General features: G+C 67.4%; 15 protein-coding genes and 1 pseudogene. 8 read left to right on the forward strand and 8 right to left on the reverse strand.

Translation table 11 applies throughout. From position 1 onward, the window contains the following. Both AWC17_RS08040 and AWC17_RS08045 read right to left on the reverse strand, forming a co-directional pair. The coding region (locus AWC17_RS08040) for a VOC family protein (RefSeq protein WP_482805288.1) at positions 1–452 on the reverse strand (452 nt) is incomplete at its 3' end. Positions 453–461: 9 nt separating this feature from the next. After that, complete coding sequence (locus AWC17_RS08045) at positions 462–1,646, reverse strand: acyl-CoA dehydrogenase family protein (protein ID WP_085164496.1); 1,185 nt, start codon at positions 1,644–1,646, stop codon at positions 462–464. A gap of 106 nt (positions 1,647–1,752) precedes the next feature. Here AWC17_RS08045 and AWC17_RS08050 point away from each other — a divergent pair, with 106 nt between their 5' ends. Further along, positions 1,753–2,235: a nuclear transport factor 2 family protein gene (locus AWC17_RS08050; RefSeq protein ID WP_046185206.1), complete on the forward strand. Its 483-nt coding sequence runs from the start codon at positions 1,753–1,755 to the stop codon at positions 2,233–2,235. Between the two features lie 12 nt (positions 2,236–2,247). Here AWC17_RS08050 and AWC17_RS08055 read toward each other — a convergent pair whose 3' ends face one another. The 4 genes from AWC17_RS08055 to AWC17_RS08070 form a co-directional block, all read right to left on the reverse strand. Next, positions 2,248–3,111: an alpha/beta fold hydrolase gene (locus AWC17_RS08055; protein ID WP_046185205.1), complete on the reverse strand. Its 864-nt coding sequence runs from the start codon at positions 3,109–3,111 to the stop codon at positions 2,248–2,250. A 51-nt stretch (positions 3,112–3,162) separates the two neighbouring features. Beyond that, positions 3,163–4,557 (reverse strand): WS/DGAT/MGAT family O-acyltransferase, encoded by a 1,395-nt coding sequence (locus tag AWC17_RS08060; protein ID WP_046185204.1) that lies wholly within the window; start codon positions 4,555–4,557, stop codon positions 3,163–3,165. Between the two features lie 201 nt (positions 4,558–4,758). Further along, a complete protein-coding gene (locus AWC17_RS08065) occupies positions 4,759–5,199 on the reverse strand; it encodes a nuclear transport factor 2 family protein (protein WP_046185203.1) in 441 nt (146 codons plus the stop codon). A gap of 123 nt (positions 5,200–5,322) precedes the next feature. After that, on the reverse strand, positions 5,323–5,502 hold the full coding sequence (locus tag AWC17_RS08070; RefSeq protein ID WP_046185202.1) for a hypothetical protein: 180 nt from the start codon (positions 5,500–5,502) through the stop codon (positions 5,323–5,325). 184 nt (positions 5,503–5,686) lie between these two features. Here AWC17_RS08070 and AWC17_RS08075 point away from each other — a divergent pair, with 184 nt between their 5' ends. The 3 genes and pseudogenes from AWC17_RS08075 to AWC17_RS08085 form a co-directional block, all read left to right on the forward strand. Next, positions 5,687–6,112 carry a PPOX class F420-dependent oxidoreductase gene (locus tag AWC17_RS08075; protein ID WP_046185201.1) on the forward strand — a complete coding sequence of 142 codons (426 nt, stop codon included), beginning with the start codon at positions 5,687–5,689 and terminating at the stop codon, positions 6,110–6,112. Between the two features lie 52 nt (positions 6,113–6,164). Next, positions 6,165–8,399 carry a molybdopterin-dependent oxidoreductase gene (locus tag AWC17_RS08080; protein WP_082123093.1) on the forward strand — a complete coding sequence of 745 codons (2,235 nt, stop codon included), beginning with the start codon at positions 6,165–6,167 and terminating at the stop codon, positions 8,397–8,399. A gap of 38 nt (positions 8,400–8,437) precedes the next feature. Then, a pseudogene (locus AWC17_RS08085) lies at positions 8,438–8,638 on the forward strand (type III polyketide synthase); the annotation flags it as partial. A 24-nt stretch (positions 8,639–8,662) separates the two neighbouring features. On the opposite strand, the gene AWC17_RS08090 reads toward AWC17_RS08085, so the two are convergent. Continuing rightward, entirely contained in the window at positions 8,663–9,508 is an 846-nt protein-coding gene (locus tag AWC17_RS08090) for an SDR family NAD(P)-dependent oxidoreductase (protein ID WP_046185198.1), read from the reverse strand. 193 nt (positions 9,509–9,701) lie between these two features. On the opposite strand from AWC17_RS08090, the gene AWC17_RS08095 reads away from it, so the two are divergent. Further along, positions 9,702–10,739 carry an alpha/beta hydrolase gene (locus AWC17_RS08095; RefSeq protein ID WP_046185197.1) on the forward strand — a complete coding sequence of 346 codons (1,038 nt, stop codon included), beginning with the start codon at positions 9,702–9,704 and terminating at the stop codon, positions 10,737–10,739. Between the two features lie 81 nt (positions 10,740–10,820). Beyond that, positions 10,821–13,490: an FHA domain-containing protein gene (locus AWC17_RS08100; protein ID WP_082147585.1), complete on the forward strand. Its 2,670-nt coding sequence runs from the start codon at positions 10,821–10,823 to the stop codon at positions 13,488–13,490. A gap of 12 nt (positions 13,491–13,502) precedes the next feature. Here AWC17_RS08100 and AWC17_RS32610 read toward each other — a convergent pair whose 3' ends face one another. Next, a complete protein-coding gene (locus AWC17_RS32610) occupies positions 13,503–13,667 on the reverse strand; it encodes a hypothetical protein (protein WP_167374077.1) in 165 nt (54 codons plus the stop codon). 279 nt (positions 13,668–13,946) lie between these two features. Here AWC17_RS32610 and AWC17_RS08105 point away from each other — a divergent pair, with 279 nt between their 5' ends. Together AWC17_RS08105 and AWC17_RS08110 are read left to right on the forward strand one after the other, a co-directional pair. Further along, the gene (locus AWC17_RS08105; protein WP_046183742.1) at positions 13,947–15,137 is read left to right on the forward strand and encodes an acyl-CoA dehydrogenase family protein; all 1,191 of its coding nucleotides are present in this window, start codon (positions 13,947–13,949) and stop codon (positions 15,135–15,137) included. 4 nt (positions 15,138–15,141) lie between these two features. Continuing rightward, positions 15,142–16,266, forward strand: coding sequence for an acyl-CoA dehydrogenase family protein (locus AWC17_RS08110; protein WP_046183743.1), 1,125 nt, complete (start codon positions 15,142–15,144; stop codon positions 16,264–16,266).

Below are 16,266 nucleotides of genomic sequence, written 5' to 3' on the forward strand. Positions count from 1 at the left end.
GCCGGCACCACGACGTGGCCCATGCCCTGGTCGCCGGTCACGAATCTCGCGCCGAACGGGGTGACGACCGGGCTGTGATCGAGCACCGCACCGTGGAACACCTCGAGCGTGGTGCCGGCCGGGTCCTCGAAGGTGATCACCTCTTCCACCCGCCGGGCCTCGGCCTCGTCGGTGGACAGCTGCTTGAACGGGGTCCCGGCGGTGTCCAGGGTCGCCTTGACCCGTTGCAGCGCCGGGCGGTCACGCACCTCCCAGCCGACGGTGAGCACCCGGTCGGTCTCGCCGGGCACCACGATGAGCCGGGCCGCGCGCTCGTCCATCCGCAGGTACAGCGCCGCGGGGTCGGGGCCCTTGCCCTCGGCGAAACCCAGGACGCCGAAGGCGAATTGCCGCCAGCGGTCGATGTCGTTCGTCGAAATGGTGATGTAGCCCAAGCTTTTCAGGTCGGTCAACTTCTTCTCCTAGATCAAAGCCCGCAGCGGACCCTCGGGCGGCTCGATGCCCAGCGAACTCAGTGCCGAGGCGTGATAGGTGGTGCCGGGGACGTGGATGGCGTGCAGGTGGCCGACATGCACGTCGCGCCAATACCGTTGCAGCGGCTTGTCCATTCGGGCCGCGTTGCCGCCCGAGCGGGCGAAGATCTCGTCGACCGCCGACACCGCGCGCCACACCGCGCGAACTTGCGTTCGGCGTCCGGCCGCGCGGTCGGCGAACGACACCTCTTTGCCGGCTGCGACCATGTCGTAGATGCGGTCGGCGTTGGCCAGCAGTTCCTGGCGGGCGGCGTTGATGTCGGCGGCGGCCTCGCCGATCGCGTGCATGACGTACGGGTCGTCCTTGATCGCGGTTCCGGTGGCGCCGACGCGCTCGCGCTGGTAGTCCAGGTGCGCGGCCAGCGCGCCCTCGGCGATGCCGATCGTCGCCGCGGAGATGCCCAGCGGGAACATCGTCGACCACGGCATCAGATACAGCGGCTCGGTCATGCCGGCCTCGCGCTGCGCGGTGCCGTCCATCACCTTCGTCGCGTCCATCGTCCGGTAGGCCGGGACGAACGCGTCCTTGACGATCACGTCCTTGGAGCCGGTTCCGCGCAGCCCCACCACATTCCACGAGTCCTCGACGATCTCGTAATCCTTGCGGGGCAGGATCATGTGCAGCATCTGCGGCGGCATCAGCGGTATGCCTTTTTCGTCGCCGAGCATCGCGCCGAGAATGATCCAGTCGCAATGGTCGGTGCCCGAGCTGAATTGCCAGCGGCCGTTGAAGAGGTAGCCACCGTCGACCGGTTTGGCCACCCCCTGCGGCGCGTACGGGGAGGCCATCCAGGTGTCGTAGTCGTCGGCCCACACTTCGTCTGCCACCTTCGGGTCGGCGTAGGCCAACTGGTAGGGGTGTACGCCCACCACGCCGACGATCCAGCCGGCGGCCGGGTCGAGTGCCGCCGTGGCCATCACCGTCTCGGCGAACTCGCGGGGATGCACCTCGAACCCGCCATGACTCTTGGGTTGCAGCAGCCGGATCAGGCCCGCGCCCTTCATCAGCTTGACGCTGTCGTCGGTGAGTCGGCCGATCCGCTCGGCTTCGGCCGCCTGCTCACGCAGCTGGTCGGCCAAAGCCGCTACCCGGTCGATAACCCGCTCGCTCATCCTGTTGTCCTTTTCCGTGGCGTACTAATGGTGTACCGCAGTCGGTGCCGGACCAGAAGGTGATCGGGGTGAACTCGTGGCGCCACTGGGCAATAGGAGGACGACTGTGAGTGACATCGACGACCTGACGGCGCGGCTGCGCCGACTCGAGGACGAGCGCGATATCGCGAGGCTGATCGCCTCGTACGGTCCGGCGGTGGACGCCGGGGACCCCGACGCCGCCGCGCGGCTGTGGGCGAGCGACGCCAGCTACGACGTCGACGGCTGGCGCATGAAAGGCCGGGCCGACGTGCACGCCATGGTGAGCTCGTCGGCGCACCAGAACCTGGTGGCCAAGGGGTGCGGTCACTTCCTCGGGCCGTGCGTCGTCACGGTCACCGGCGACTCGGCGGTGGCGGTGTGCGAGTCCCTGGTGCTGGTCCGTGACGGGGACGGGTACCGCGTATGGCGCTGCACCGCAAATCATTTCGTGCTGCGCCGAATCGACGGCCAATGGCGGATCGGTGCGCGTACCAGCCGGATTCTGGACGGGAATCCCGACGCCCACGCGCTGCTGACCGCGGGCCTGACGGGGCTGGCCGAGCCCTGATGGCGCGACCCGCTAGCCGCGCGAGAGGAACGCCAGCACGGTGCTCTCGAACGCCTCTTTGGCCTCGATCATCGCCCAGTGACCGGAGTTCGGGAAGATGTGCAGCTCCGCGTTGGGGATGGTGCGCATCGGGATGAGCGCCATGTCCGGCGGACTCACCCGGTCGTCTCGCCCCCACGTCAGCAGGGTGGGCACGGTCAGCTTGTGCATGACGGCCCACGGCAGCGGGCGGTCGGAGGCGGCCATCGCGGCGTTCATCGCGGCGAAGGCCGTTTTCCCGTACATCCGGCGCGCGGCGGCCAGCGTGTCCGGGTCGGTGGCCAGCTCCCAGCGTTCTTCGACGAGTTCCTCGGTGATCAGCGCCTGGTCGTAGACCATCGACTTGAGCCAGTCCACCAGCCGCTGCCGGGTGGGGTCCTCGACGAACTCCTGCAGCAGCCGGATGCCCTCGCTGGGGCTCGGGCTGAAGATATTGGTCCCGATGCCGCCGATGGTCACCAATCGGTCGACGCGGTTCGGGTTGTGGGTGGCGAAGTTGATGCCGACGCCACCGCCCATCGAGTTCCCGACGATGTGCACCTTCTGGACACCGAGCGCGTCCAGGAAGGGCGACACGGTGCCGAACGCGGTGACCATCGGGTGGCCGCCGAAGTCGTCGCTGACGCCGAACCCGGGAAACTCCAGGATCAGGCAGCGGAACCGCTCGGCGAAAGTGGGCAGTATGCCGCGGAAGTTGCGCCAGCCGGTGACGCCCGGTCCGGAGCCGTGCAGGAACAGCAACACCGGGGCGGACTCCAGGCCGCAGTCGTAGTAGCGCAAAGCGCCCTTCGGAGTGCTGATTTCACGCAGGTCAGGCTGCGCAACGGTGTCTGCCACGCGTGTCACCTTGCCATGCCGCGGCAGCGCGGCACTATGGGGTTCCGCGGGTCAGGTGTGGTCGTGTCTGGGTTCGCTGCAATTCACCAGCTCTTTGAGCGCCGCGGGAAACGCGTCGGCGAGGTCCCAGAGGTCGGCAACCAGGTCGGGGCAGGAGATGAGGCCGACGCCGAGTCGGCCGTTGAGCGACATGACGGTGATGTTGAGTCCGGCGCCCGCGATGATCGGGCCGAGCGGATAGATGGCGTCGACCCGGCAACCCATGAAGTAGAGCTGTTTCTGCGGTCCGGGCACGTTGGACATCACCAGGTTGTGCGGCGGCTTTTCAGGCATGGGTATCCGCGGCAGCAGCTTCATCGCGGCGCCGAACATGGTCTGCGCGGTCACTTGCGTCCAGTCCTGCAGCAGGCTGGAACCCATGGCGGCCGCATGGTCTTTGGCCGCGGCGTTGCCCTCCGCGATGCTGCGCAGCCGTTCGGCAGGATCGTCAATATGGGTTTCAAGCCGGCAGAGCATCCAGGTGGTCTGATTGCGGCCCGGCCGGTCGGACTTGCCCCGCACCGAGACCGGCACGCTGGCCACCATCGGACTGTCCGATAGTTCATCGCGGTCCGACAAGAACTGTCGAAGCGCCCCGGCGCAGAGCGCCGTCACCACGTCGTTGATGGTGACTCCGAACCGGTTCTTGACCTGCTTGACCTCCTCAAGGTCAAGCATCGTCAAGGCGACGTTGCGGCGGCGGGTGAACTGACCGTTGAAAGCCGTCGGCGGCGCCGCGAACGGGGCGGCCATCGTCTGTCCGCCCCCGCGGGCGCGGAGAATCGTCTGCGCCAGCGTGAGGGCCGTTGCCGGCACCACCTTGGCCAGGCGCCACGGCCGCAACCCGGCACCGATGAGCCCGGACGCGGCGATTTGGAGGGGATTCGCCGCCCCGGCGCGGGTCGCGGGTTGCGGCGCAGGGGCGTCCGGCACGGTGCTGCACAACTGGGCCAACAGATTGGCCCCGCCCACGCCGTCGACCACCGCGTGGTGGGCCTTGAGAACGACGGACAGCGCGTCGCCGCCGTGCAGGCCCTCGATCACCCACATCTCCCACAGCGGGCGATCGCGATCCAGCGCCAGCCCGGCGACGTGCCCGCAGATCTCCGCTAACTCTCTGGATCCTCCGGGCGTGGGCAGGGCGGCCCGGTGGAGATGACGCGCCAGGTCGAATCGGTCGTCGTCGACCCAGACGGGATGGTCGAAGTTCAGCTGGTTGTCGGCCAGCTTGAGGCGGAATTCCGGCACCGCGTCCACCCGCGCCGACAGCGCCTCGCGAAATTGGCCGAAGGTGTAGCCGCCCGGCATGTCACCCGGGTCCAGCTCTAGTACGCAGCAAACATTCAACGGCTGCGTCGGGGATTCCAGGTACAAAAAGAACGCGTCTAATCCACTGAGTCGTTGCACTATCAGCTCATCTCATTTGTGCGGCCATGACCGCTGGTCACATGACCTGTGGTCAGCCCGGAACCCCACCGGCGAACGCAAACAGGGGCCGACCGCAATCTCTAAGTGTGATTTCTATCTGTAGCCGTTGAGCGGTCCCAGGCAAACATCTGAGCTAGACATTTAACAAAATCGCCACCGTCGTTCATCTCCGCGCAGGACTCAGCCGCCAGGCTGGCGCGCCATGGCCGAGTTGGGCGCCGCCCAGTCGGTCGACACCTTGCGATGCTTGATCAGCCAGGTGTCCCCATCGGGCACCAAGGTGTCGCGATAGCGGCCGAAATGGTCGAGCCCGACATGGGTGACCACGGTGAAGTACGACGAGACCTGCGCCGTGTCGCGAGTCAGTCCGGTGAACAAGACGTTGGCGAGGTTGTGCCGGACGACGGGCTTGACGCCGGCCGGGCGGGCGACGTCGACACCGCCGAGGAACGAGGCGATCGCCGATCGCCCGCGCAGCGGCTCGGCGCCCCGGATTTCCAGGACGCCGTCCGGGCAGAACGTCTCGGCGAGGCCGGTCACGTCGCCGCCATCACCCGCCCAGTTGTACCGCGCAAGCGTGTCACGGATCCGCTCCCGCGCGACCAGTTCCCATATCTCCACCGCGGTGACTCCGTTCTCCCGCCGGGCTAGCGGAACATGCCGGAGCCTAATACGTGAGCGCGCAGGCGCCGATGAGCCTTCCCGGAAAACGTTTCGGCAGTCGCACTTTCGCGGATGCGACCGCTACTTCACGATGTGGGGCCGGAAGCCGCGTGGAACAGCCGGTGTCACGCCGTTGAGATCGAAGACCGCGATCAGGGCCCGCAGCAGGGCGGGGGACCAGTCCTCGAAGGGCCGGGCGTCTATCCGGTCGATGACTTCGGCCCGGAGGTATTCGATGCCCATTTGCTGGTGGTCGCTCATGCCACATCCCGATGCGCGGGGCCCGCTTCGATGCTCAACGAGCCAGCTCCTTTCCGAGGCTCTGTCCTGCGTCGACGCTAGGACCGCCGCCTCGTGCCTGTACAGCGAACCGGCCAGATTCAAATGTGTCTCAAGTGAAGTTGTGTGCGGGAATGAATCCGGGCCCGGGGCGGTAGAACAACGCATGGAACTCAACGCCGCCGCCCGCGATCTCATTGGCAAGGGCGCCGATGCCACCCTGGTCACCCTCAACCCCGACGGCAGCCCTCAAGTCAGTCTGGTGTGGGTCGCATTGGAGTCGGCGCCCGACGGAGACGAACTCGTCACCGCGCACCTCGCCGCGCACAAGAAGGTTCGCAATGTCCGTAACGACCCCCGGGTGGCCGTCACCATCGTGTCGCTAAACGGGGCACACACCGGGATGCGGCCGTACCTCTCCATCACCGGAACGGCACGGATCCTCGATGGCGGCGCGCCCGAGCTGCTCGAGCAACTCAACCCGATCCTGGGCGACCCGAATACGAAATTCCCGCCGGACGGCGCGCCCCCCGGATTCTTGACCCGGATCCGCATCGACAAGGTCGGTGGCATCGGTCCCTGGGTGTCCTGACACCCGATTTCTGGGACTTCCGCGACGGTCAGTAGCGGAATACAGTGGGTGGGTGACGACGGGCGAAGACGGCAGGCATCTACGCACCTGCCCCCTGTGTGAAGCCATGTGCGGCTTGGAGATTCACGTCGACGGCGGCAGGGTCACCAGCATCCGGGGAAACCGCGACGACGTGTGGAGTCGCGGACACATCTGCCCGAAGGGCGTCTCACTTGCGGCGCTCCACGACGACCCGGACCGCGTCCGCCGCCCCATGATCAAGGTCGACGGCGAATGGCACGAGGTCAGCTGGGACGCGGCGTTCCGCCGCTGCACCGAATTGCTGACGCCCGTGATCGAGAAGTACGGAATCGGCGCGGTCACCGCCTACACGGGCAACCCGCTGGCGCACTCGTTTTCACTGGCCCGGTACGCGGGTGTGCTGATGGGCATGTCCGGGATGCCCGTCACGTATTCACCGGGGACGGTCGACCAGTGGCCCAAGAACCTGTCGTCGCACCTGATGTACGGCCTCTGGTGGAACTTCCCCGTGCCCGACATCGAACGCACCGACCTGCTGGTGATCATGGGCGCCAACCCCGCCGCGTCGCAGGGGTCATTGCTGGCCGCGCCTGACGTGATGGGCCTGATCGACCGGATCCGCAAGCGCGGCAAAGTGATCGTGATCGACCCGGTACGCACGCAGACGGCCGCCCACGCCGATGAGTGGCTTCCCATCGTGCCCGGGACCGACGCCGCGCTGTTGTTGGCGGTGGTGCACACGCTGTTTGACGAAAACCTGATCAATCCCGGACCGCACGTCGACGGCGTCGACACGATGCGCCGGGTCGCCGCGGACTGGCCGCCGGAACGGGTCAGCGCGGTCACCGGCATCGCCGAAGACCGCATTCGGCTGTTGGCCCGCGAGCTCGCCGGCACCGAGAAATCGGTGGTGTACGGGCGGATCGGCCTGTGCAACCAGGAGTTTGGCAGCCTGGCCAGCTGGCTGGTGGATGTGATCAACATTTTGACCGGTCATTTCGACGTTCCCGGGGGAGCGATGTTTCCCAAGCCGGCGGCTTGGTCGATCACCACCCAGCCGCTCCCCGGCCTGGAGGGTGGCCTCCCGGAATTCGGCCGCTGGCACACCCGGGTGCGCGGGGCGAAGGAAGTGCTTGGTCAGGCGCCTGTGTCATGCATGGCCGAGGAGATTGCCACCCCGGGCGAAGGACAGCTGAAGGCGCTGATCACCGTCGCCGGTAACCCGGTGTTGTCCACCCCGGGCGGTGACAAGCTCGACGAGGCGTTGCCGATGCTGGAAGCGATGATCTCCGTTGATCTTTGGCTCAACGAGACGACCCGGCACGCCGATGTGATCCTGCCCGGGCTGTCCCCGCTCGAGCAGCCGCACCACGACGATCTGATCCTGCTTTTTGCGATCCACAGCATCGCGAACTACTCCGCGCCGGTGTTCGATCCGGGGGACCGCCCGCATGAATGGGAGATCCTGATCCGGCTGACCGGCCTGTGCACCGGCACACCGGCCGAAGATGTCGACGTCGCCGCGATCGACGACGGCTTCTTCGATTACCTGGCCTTCACCCGGGGCGTCGACGGGGCCGAGATCCGCAAGCTCTACGACCGTGGCGGCCCCGAGCGGATGCTGGACCTCACGCTGCGAACCGGGCCGTTCGGAGACCAGTACGGCAAAAACCCCGGCGGGCTCACGCTGGACCTACTCAAGGCCAACCCGAATGGCATCGACTTCGGCCCGATGGTGCCGCAACTTCCGGACATCCTGGGCACGCCCGACAAGAAGATCCGGCTCGCCCCGCAATACCTGCTCGATGACCTGCCCCGGCTGGCCGCCCGGATGGAGCGGCCGGCCGAGCCGCTGGTTCTGGTGAGCCGCCGACACCTGCGATCGAACAACACCTGGCTGCACAACGTGCCCGCGCTGATGAAGGGAAAGGAGCGGTGCACGTTGCTGATTCACCCCGACGATGCGGCCCGGTGCGGCGTCGCGGACGACGACGTCGTCACCGTCAAATCCGCCGCAGGGGAAATCAAAGTGCCGGTCGAGATCACCGACGCGATCAAACCGGGCGTGGTGTCGATGCCCCACGGTTGGGGACACGGCAAGCCGGGCACTCGCATGGCGGTGGCCAACAGCTCGCCGGGCGCCAACACGAATGTGCTTTCCCCACCGACATTTATCGACGAGCCGTCCGGCAACGGCGCATTGAACGGCATACCGGTGACGATCATCTACGATCAAGCCCGATTCCGGCCCGCGCAAACGCCCTGAGTCCCGCAAGCCGTTCACCCCAAATCGCCGGGGCCGCGGTGGCTTTCACCCCGCATCGCTACAACCAAGACGAAGTTGCTCTCGAGCTCACCGAATTCACCGATCCAGGGTTCCTGCGCTTCGCGCATACGACGGGGGTCGACCATCGCAACCTCGCACTGCCGCTCTCGCGTTATCCACGGTTGAGCGGCTTCACCGAAGCGAACGATGCCTATCTCGAGGTCGCCGTCGACCGCGGCCTGGTTTGAGGACTGTCCGAGCGATCAGGGAGCGATGGGACGATTCGTCCACTCGCGGTCAGGCCGGCGCGACGAGCGGTACCAACCGCCCGCCGCGCCGGTACCGCCGTCGGTCGGGATGGTGTGGCCGGTGACGAACGCCGACAAGTCCGAGGCCAGAAACAGGATCACCCGGGCCTGATCCTCGGGCACACCCATTCGGCCCACCGGAACCCACTGGGGCCACTGTGTCTGCTCGTCGGCCGACAGCCACTGCGAGTAGGGCACCTGAAGGGATTCCGTGACGTCGGGGGCGATCGCGTTGACCCGCACCCCTTGCCCGCCCACCTGCACCGCAAGGCTGCGGGTGAACTGAATGACGGCCGCCTTGAGAGCCGCATAGACAGGATCTTCCGGGTAGCCGCGCAGGCCCTCGACGGAGGAGACGTTGACGACCGCACCGGCCCGTCGGGTGACCATGGCCGGCAGAAACGCGTGGGTGACCAGGAAGACGTGATGCAGATTGATCCGGTAGAGGTCGTCCCAGAGTTGGGGGTCGGTGTCGACGAAGCTTCCCGGATGCCGCAGCCAGTGACCCACATTGTTGACCAGCACGTCCACCCGGCCGTAGCGATCCAGCACCGAACGCGCCATGTCATTGACCGCGGCCGCGTCACGGACGTCGGTGACCACCGCGACCGCCGATCCGCCCGAGGCCGCGATGTCGTCGACCGTCCGAGCGGCAAGCCCGCCGTCGATGTCGACGATGACCACGTGTGCGCCGTGTTGAGCGAACAGCCGCGCGGTGGCCGCGCCGATGCCCCCACCACCGCCCGTCACCACCGCGACCCGGTCATCCAGCAGCGCGTCAGCGCGCGTTTCGGCGTTCATCGCTCATATCTTGGGCCACTGGGCGGAGATTGGCCGGAAATTGGCGAGCCCGGGCCGGCGAAGCGCCGAACAATTTTATATACCCACCCGCCAGCGGGGGTAAACCGTGATGTACCCAACATTCGCGCCGCCTTCACCCACAGTTTTTCCGGCCCACGGGCGGGTATTCCGTGCGCACTTAGGAGGGATTGCAATGGTTAGCACCACCGCTCCAAGTCGCGTATTGCCAAGTGGCGCAATGAAGCGGCGAGTCCACCATCGCCACAGTCCGCAATCGGTGGCGGTTTCGTTGGCCAGCCGGTTGATCGTGAAGAACACCGTGCGTGCCTGGGCCTTTACGCCGAAAGCACACTGGCCATTCGAATACGTCGACAGTTTCGCGGGTTTGGTGCCGCGCATCGGCATGTCGGCCAACATCGAACCGGTGCGGCTGGAAGACTGTGCCGCCGAGTGGGTTTGCGCCCCCGGCGCATCGACGGACCGGGCGATCCTCTATCTGCACGGCGGTGCCTTCCTCACCTGCGGCCTCAACACGCACCGCTCGGTGGTCACCCGCCTGTCGAAGGCCGCGGATGCCGCCGTACTCACCGTCGGATACCGAAAGCTGCCCTCGCACCACATCACCGATGCGATCGACGACGGAATGAACGGGCTGCGCTGGCTGCAGGATCGCGGTTTTGACGGCGACCAGGTGGTTGTAGCCGGCGACTCGGCCGGAGGATATCTCGCTTTCATGACCGCGCTTTCGGCCATTAGCAGCGAGGTGATGAGGCCCGCGGGGATCGCGACCATTTCACCGTTCACCGATGCCGACCCGGCCCGAAAGCTGCGGCACCGCAACGCGCGCAAGTGCTCAATGTTCACCCGCGGGGCGTTGTCGGTGTTCGCCGAGTACCTCAGCCAGGCAAAGGTTTTGGAGGGGCGGGCGGAGTCCGCCGTGGCTTCACCGGTGGACGCCGATCTGTCCTCCTTGCCGCCGGTGACCATTCATGCCAGCTCCGACGAGCTGCTGCTCCCAGACGCCGAACTCATGGCAAAGCGCTTGGAAGCCAGCGGGATTCCGTGCGATCTGCACCTATGGGACGGACAGATTCACGATTTCCCGTTGGCGGCGGACATCCTGCCTGAAGGAAGGCGAGCGATTCGCTATATCGGAAATTTCGTCAAGGACGTCACCGCCGTGCCCCAGCCGTGGCGCCGTAGCCTGCACACCGCCGCGGCGGCCGGCTAGCAAACTTGCGGAAGTGGCCGTGGCGCTGGCGCGCCGATATTCGGCGCCCGATTCGCGCGGCTGCCGATACAGTTGGTCGTGATGAGCCGACCAGCCCCACCTGTGTTGACCGTGCGGTACGAGGGATCCGAGCGCACGTTCGCCGCAGGCAACGATGTAGCGATCGGGCGTGATCTCCGCGCCGACGTCCGCGTGGCACATCCCCTGATTTCCCGCACGCACCTCATCGTCCGATTCGACCAGGGCCGATGGATCGCCATCGACAACGGCAGCCTCAACGGGCTGTTCGTCAACCACCAGCGCGTGCCCACGGTCGACATCCAGGACGGCCTGCGCGTCAACATCGGCAATCCGGACGGCCCGGCGCTGACCTTCGAGGTCGGTCGCCACCAGGGCTCGGCCGGGCGACCCCCGTTGACGACCTCGATACCGATCGTCAACCCGGCCACCGCGGCGAGCCTCCACGCGCCCCTGGCCCAGCCGCCGGGCGCGCACTGGCCCGGCCAGCCTCAGCAGCCCGCGTCGGCCTCCTTTCGCCAGCCCACGCATCAGCCCAGCGGGCCGCAGCCCGTCCATCCGCCGAGCGCGTCGTTGCCGAGCCACCCGTCGGCCCCGCAGCCGCGGTATCCGACCGGTGGCCACCCCGCGGCACCGCCGAGCGGAGCGCAACACGCCCCGCAGATCTACCGCTCGCAGCCGATGAAAGCGCCCCCGGCCCAAGCCGGGGAGCCGACGGGGCTGGAGACCGGGCACGTCGGCGGTGACGCGGCGAACATCGCGACATCGATGATGAAGATCCTGCGGCCGGGCAGGGCGGTCGAGTCGACGCCGGGCGCGATCAAGATCGGCCGGGCCAACGACAACGACATCGTCATTCCCGAAGTGCTGGCATCGCGCCACCACGCCACCCTGATCCCGACGCCGCACGGCACCGAGATTCACGACAACCGCAGCATCAACGGCACCTTCGTGAACGGCGCCCGGGTCGACGCGGCCGTGCTGCACGACGGCGACGTCGTCACGATCGGCAACATCGACCTCGTCTTCGCCGGCGGCACGCTGGCCCGCCGCGACGAGAGCGCGACCGCGACCCGCACCGGCGGACTGGACGTGCGCGGCGTGACGTGGACGATCGAGAACAACAAGACGCTGCTGGACGACATCTCGTTGGGCGCGCAGCCCGGGACGCTGACGGCCGTCATCGGACCGTCGGGTGCGGGCAAGTCGACGTTCGCCAGGTTGGTCGCGGGGTACACGCACCCGACCAGAGGCACGGTTGCGTTCGAGGGCCACAACGTCCACGCCGAGTACGCCTCGCTGCGCAGCAGGATCGGAATGGTGCCCCAGGACGACGTGGTGCACGGCCAGCTCACGGTGCAGCAGGCGTTGATGTATGCGGCCGAGCTGCGGCTGCCGCCGGACACGACCAAGGACGACCGGGCTCAGGTGGTGGCCCGGGTGCTCGAGGAACTCGAGATGACCCAGCACCTGCACACCCGGGTCGACAAGCTCTCCGGCGGCCAGCGCAAACGCGCATCGGTCGCCCTGGAGCTGCTCACCGGGCCGTCGCTGCTGATCCTCGACGAGCCGACCTCCGGCCTGGACCCGGCGCTGGACCGCCAGGTGATGACCATGCTGCGCCAGCTGGCCGACGCGGGTCGTGTCGTGCTCGTGGTCACCCACTCGCTGACCTACCTGGACGTGTGCGATCAGGTTCTGCTGCTGGCCCCCGGCGGCAAGACCGCCTTCTGCGGGCCGCCCAGCCAGATCGGGCCGGCCATGGGCACGACGAACTGGGCCGACATCTTCAGCACGGTCGCGGGCGACCCCGACGGCGCCAAAACGCGGTACCTGGCGCGGACGGGCCCGCAGCCACCACCGCCCCCCGCGCAGCAGCCCGCCGACCTCGGCGACCCCTCGCACACGAGCCTGGTCCGGCAGTTCTCCACGATCGCCAGGCGCCAGGTCCGGTTGATCTTCTCCGACCGCGGCTACTTCGTCTTCCTGGCGCTGCTCCCGTTCATCATGGGATCGCTGTCCATGTCGGTGCCCGGAGATGTCGGGTTCGGTAAGCCGAACCCCATGGGATCCGCGCCCACCGAGCCGGGGCAGATCCTGGTCTTGCTCAATGTGGGAGCGGTCTTCATGGGCACGGCGCTGACCATCCGCGACCTCATCGGCGAGCGGGCGATCTTCCTGCGCGAACAGGCTGTAGGTCTGTCCACCAGCGCATACCTACTGGCAAAGGTCTGTGTCTATACCATGTTCGCGATCGTCCAGTCGGCGATCGTGACGGTCATCGCGATCCTCGGCAAGGGTGGCCCGACTCAGGGTGCCGTGGCGTTGGGTATGCCCAATCTGGAGCTGTTCGTCGACGTCGCCATGACCACGGTCGCCTCGGCGATGCTCGGGTTGCTGCTGTCCTCCATCGCCAAGTCGAACGAACAGATCATGCCGTTGCTCGTCGTGGCGGTCATGTCGCAGCTCGTGTTCTCCGGCGGCATGATTCCGGTCACCGGGCGCCTCGGTCTCGACCAGATGTCCTGGGCCACCCCGGCCAGATGGGGCTTCGCGGCGTCAGCCTCCACCATCGACCTGCTCACGTTGGAACAGGCGGTGCCGTCCGTCGCGCACGACGCGCACTGGCGCCACGCGGCCGGGGCGTGGACGTTCGACATGGCCATGCTGGTGGTGCTCAGCGTGTTCTACCTGAGCTTCGTGCGCTGGAAGATCCGGCTCAAGGGCGGCTGACACCGCGCCGGGTCAGGCTCCCTTGCGGATCACCTGGTCGGCTGCGGCGCGCATGCGATCCGACAGCTGAAGCAGACTGTGCTCGCCCACCCCGAGCGGAAGGGTGTATGCCAGTTGCCGCAATTCGACCGCATAGTTGCGCAAGTCTTCGCGGAGGCGCGTCTCAACAGTGGGCATGACATCTCCCTCGGGCTGCGGCCGGGCAAAGGTCCTGGTCCGCGTCGACCAGCCGATGTGAAAATCTTCGCAGCCCTACCGCAGATCGGCGAGAGCGCCGATGCGAATTAACGGGAGTTTGACAGCGTCTTTACAGTCGGAGCTCCCAATCGAACCTCCGGCGCGCCGCCGAGCGTAAGGTCGCGGCGAAATCCCGGGCGCATTTTCGCCGTGGCGTTACGCTGGCGCTGCTTGGTGGAAAGGCCTTCAGAAAGGCTTCAGAAAGGCAGAGGCGCCCGAATGGATTTCGAACTCGACGCCGGGCAGCGCGCTTGGCTGGCCGAGGTCCGCGAGTTCCTCCACGCCAACGTCACCGCAGAGTTGCGAGCCGAGCTCGCCGAGCATGACCTGGAGTTCCCCGACGGCGAGGTGGCGCGGTTCCGTCGCAGGATCGGGGAGAAGGGCTGGTTCGGGCTGAACTGGCCGCGCGAGTACGGCGGCCTTGCCGGCGAGAGGGGCCTCGGTGCCATCCACCTGCATCTGCTGATGAGCGAATTCGAGTACTGGGGCGTGCCCGGGCCCGATCTGACGGTCACGTCCGTGGCGCCGATGATCATGCGGCACGGCACCGAACGGAACAAATCCGAATGGCTGCCGCTGATCGCCAAAGGCGAAATGGTCTGCGCCGTAGGGTATTCCGAGCCTGAGGCGGGCACCGACCTGGCCAACCTGCGCACCAGTGCCGTCCTCGACGGCGACGAATGGGTGATCAACGGCACCAAGATCTGGAACAGCGGCGCCCAGCGAGCCACCCACGAGTGGCTCTGCGTACGCACCGATCCCAACGGTGTTCGCCATCGGGGCATCTCGGTCATCATCGTCCCGATCGACAGCCCCGGCGTGGCCATCCGCCCGCTGTACGCGTGGTCGGGCTATCGCACCAACGAGGTGCACTTCCGCGATGTGCGGGTGCCGGTCACCAACCTGGTGGGCGAAGTCAACCGCGGCTGGACGTACATCACCGGCGCGCTGGATCTCGAACGCGGTGCGCTGACCAACGCGGGCGACCTGCGTCGCGCCGTGGAGGAGCTGCGTGAGCTCTCGCGCACGCCGCGCCGTGACGGCACGGTGCCCTCCGAGAGCCCGTCGCTGCGGCGCCGGCTCGCGCAGGCCGAGGCCGACGTGGCGGTGGCCACGCTGATGGGCTACGAGGCCGCGTCGATCCTGGACAGCGGTGTCATCCCGTCGGTGGAGGTCAGCGTCGAGAAGGTCTTCACCAGCGAACTGCGCCAGCGCATCGCCGTGCTGGCGCTCGATCTGCTCGGCCCGGACGGTTTACTGGCGCACCGCAACCAACATGCGCCGCTGGCCGGCAAGTTCGAGCGGCTCTACCGCGCCGCGCCCCTGATGCGGTTCGGCGGTGGTACCAACGAGGTGCTCCGCGACATCATCGCCCAGCGCGGGCACAAGATGCCCAGCTACGGGCGCTAAACCGATGAAAGCGATACCCACCGTTGAACAGCGCGAGTTCGCCTCGGCGTTGCGCGCCCTGCTGGCGGCCGAAAGCCCCGTGCCGTTGGTGCGCGCGCTGAACGAGCCGGACGCGGACCGTCGCACCCCGGCGCTGTGGAAGGCGTTGACCGAGGCGGGTGTCCTCGGGCTGGCCGTCGCCGAGGAGTACGGCGGCTCCGGCGGCTCCCTGGACGATCTCGCCGTCTTCTACACCGAGGCCGGCCGCGCGCTGTGCCCGACGACGATCCACAGCAGCATTCAAGCCGCGCTCACGATCGACCAGCTCGGCTCCCCGGACGCCAAGAGCACCTGGCTCCCGCCCCTGGCATGCGGTACGGCCCGCGGCACCACGGCGCTCTGGAACGCGCGTGACGCCGCCGTCGTGTCCGCCCCGCTGCGTGCCGACCCCGCGTCGACGCAGTGGCGGCTCAACGGCATCGCGGACTACGTAGCCGACGCCGACGTCGCCGACGTCATCGTGATTTCGGCTGCGGCGCAAGGACGTACGCTGGCCTTCGTCATCAACGCCGAAGCAACCGGTGTGAGCATGGAACCGCTCGCCATGGCGGGCGGGCATCGGGCGTTCACGGTGCACTTCGACGACGTCATGGTCACGGGCGACGCGCTGCTCGGTGACGCCGCTCCCTCAGCATTGCGGCGGGTGGCCAATGCGGCCGTGGCGTTGGGGTCGCTCGACTTGGTGGGAGTCGGGCAGGCGGTCATCGACCGCACCGTCGAATACACCACGTTGCGTCACCAATTCGGCCGGCCCATCGCGTCCTTCCAGGCCGCGCAGCACCTGGTCGCCGACATGCACATCGCCCTGGCGGCGGCGCGGTTGGCCGCGCATGCGGCGGTGTTCTGGATTGCGCGCGGTCGCACGGCGACCCGGGAAACCGCCATCGCGCGCATGCACGCGGCCACCGCGGCCAGGTTGATCACGTTGAATGCCCACCAATTGCACGGCGGCATGGGATATGTCACCGAGACCGATCTGCATCTGTGGACCGAGCGGGCACGGCTGGGCTCGACGTGGGGCGGCGGGGCGGACGTCGCCGCATCGTGGCTGGAGGAGACATTGGACGAGAACTCAGAGGAGTGCCGGTGA

This window comes from Mycobacterium nebraskense (assembly GCF_002102255.1).
GTDB classification, from domain to species: Bacteria; Actinomycetota; Actinomycetes; order Mycobacteriales; family Mycobacteriaceae; genus Mycobacterium; species Mycobacterium nebraskense.

Excerpts from the sequence above, each read along its gene's own strand:
- AWC17_RS08045 (WP_085164496.1), bottom strand. The coding sequence starts at position 1,646 with ATGAGCGAGCGGGTTATCGACCGGGTAGCGGCTTTGGCCGACCAGCTG.
- AWC17_RS08070 (WP_046185202.1), bottom strand. The coding sequence starts at position 5,502 with ATGAGCGACCACCAGCAAATGGGCATCGAATACCTCCGGGCCGAAGTC.
- AWC17_RS08075 (WP_046185201.1), top strand. The coding sequence starts at position 5,687 with ATGGAACTCAACGCCGCCGCCCGCGATCTCATTGGCAAGGGCGCCGAT.
- AWC17_RS08090 (WP_046185198.1), bottom strand. The coding sequence starts at position 9,508 with ATGAACGCCGAAACGCGCGCTGACGCGCTGCTGGATGACCGGGTCGCG.
- AWC17_RS08095 (WP_046185197.1), top strand. The coding sequence starts at position 9,702 with ATGGTTAGCACCACCGCTCCAAGTCGCGTATTGCCAAGTGGCGCAATG.
- AWC17_RS08100 (WP_082147585.1), top strand. The coding sequence starts at position 10,821 with ATGAGCCGACCAGCCCCACCTGTGTTGACCGTGCGGTACGAGGGATCC.
- AWC17_RS32610 (WP_167374077.1), bottom strand. The coding sequence starts at position 13,667 with ATGCCCACTGTTGAGACGCGCCTCCGCGAAGACTTGCGCAACTATGCG.
- AWC17_RS08105 (WP_046183742.1), top strand. The coding sequence starts at position 13,947 with ATGGATTTCGAACTCGACGCCGGGCAGCGCGCTTGGCTGGCCGAGGTC.
- AWC17_RS08110 (WP_046183743.1), top strand. The coding sequence starts at position 15,142 with ATGAAAGCGATACCCACCGTTGAACAGCGCGAGTTCGCCTCGGCGTTG.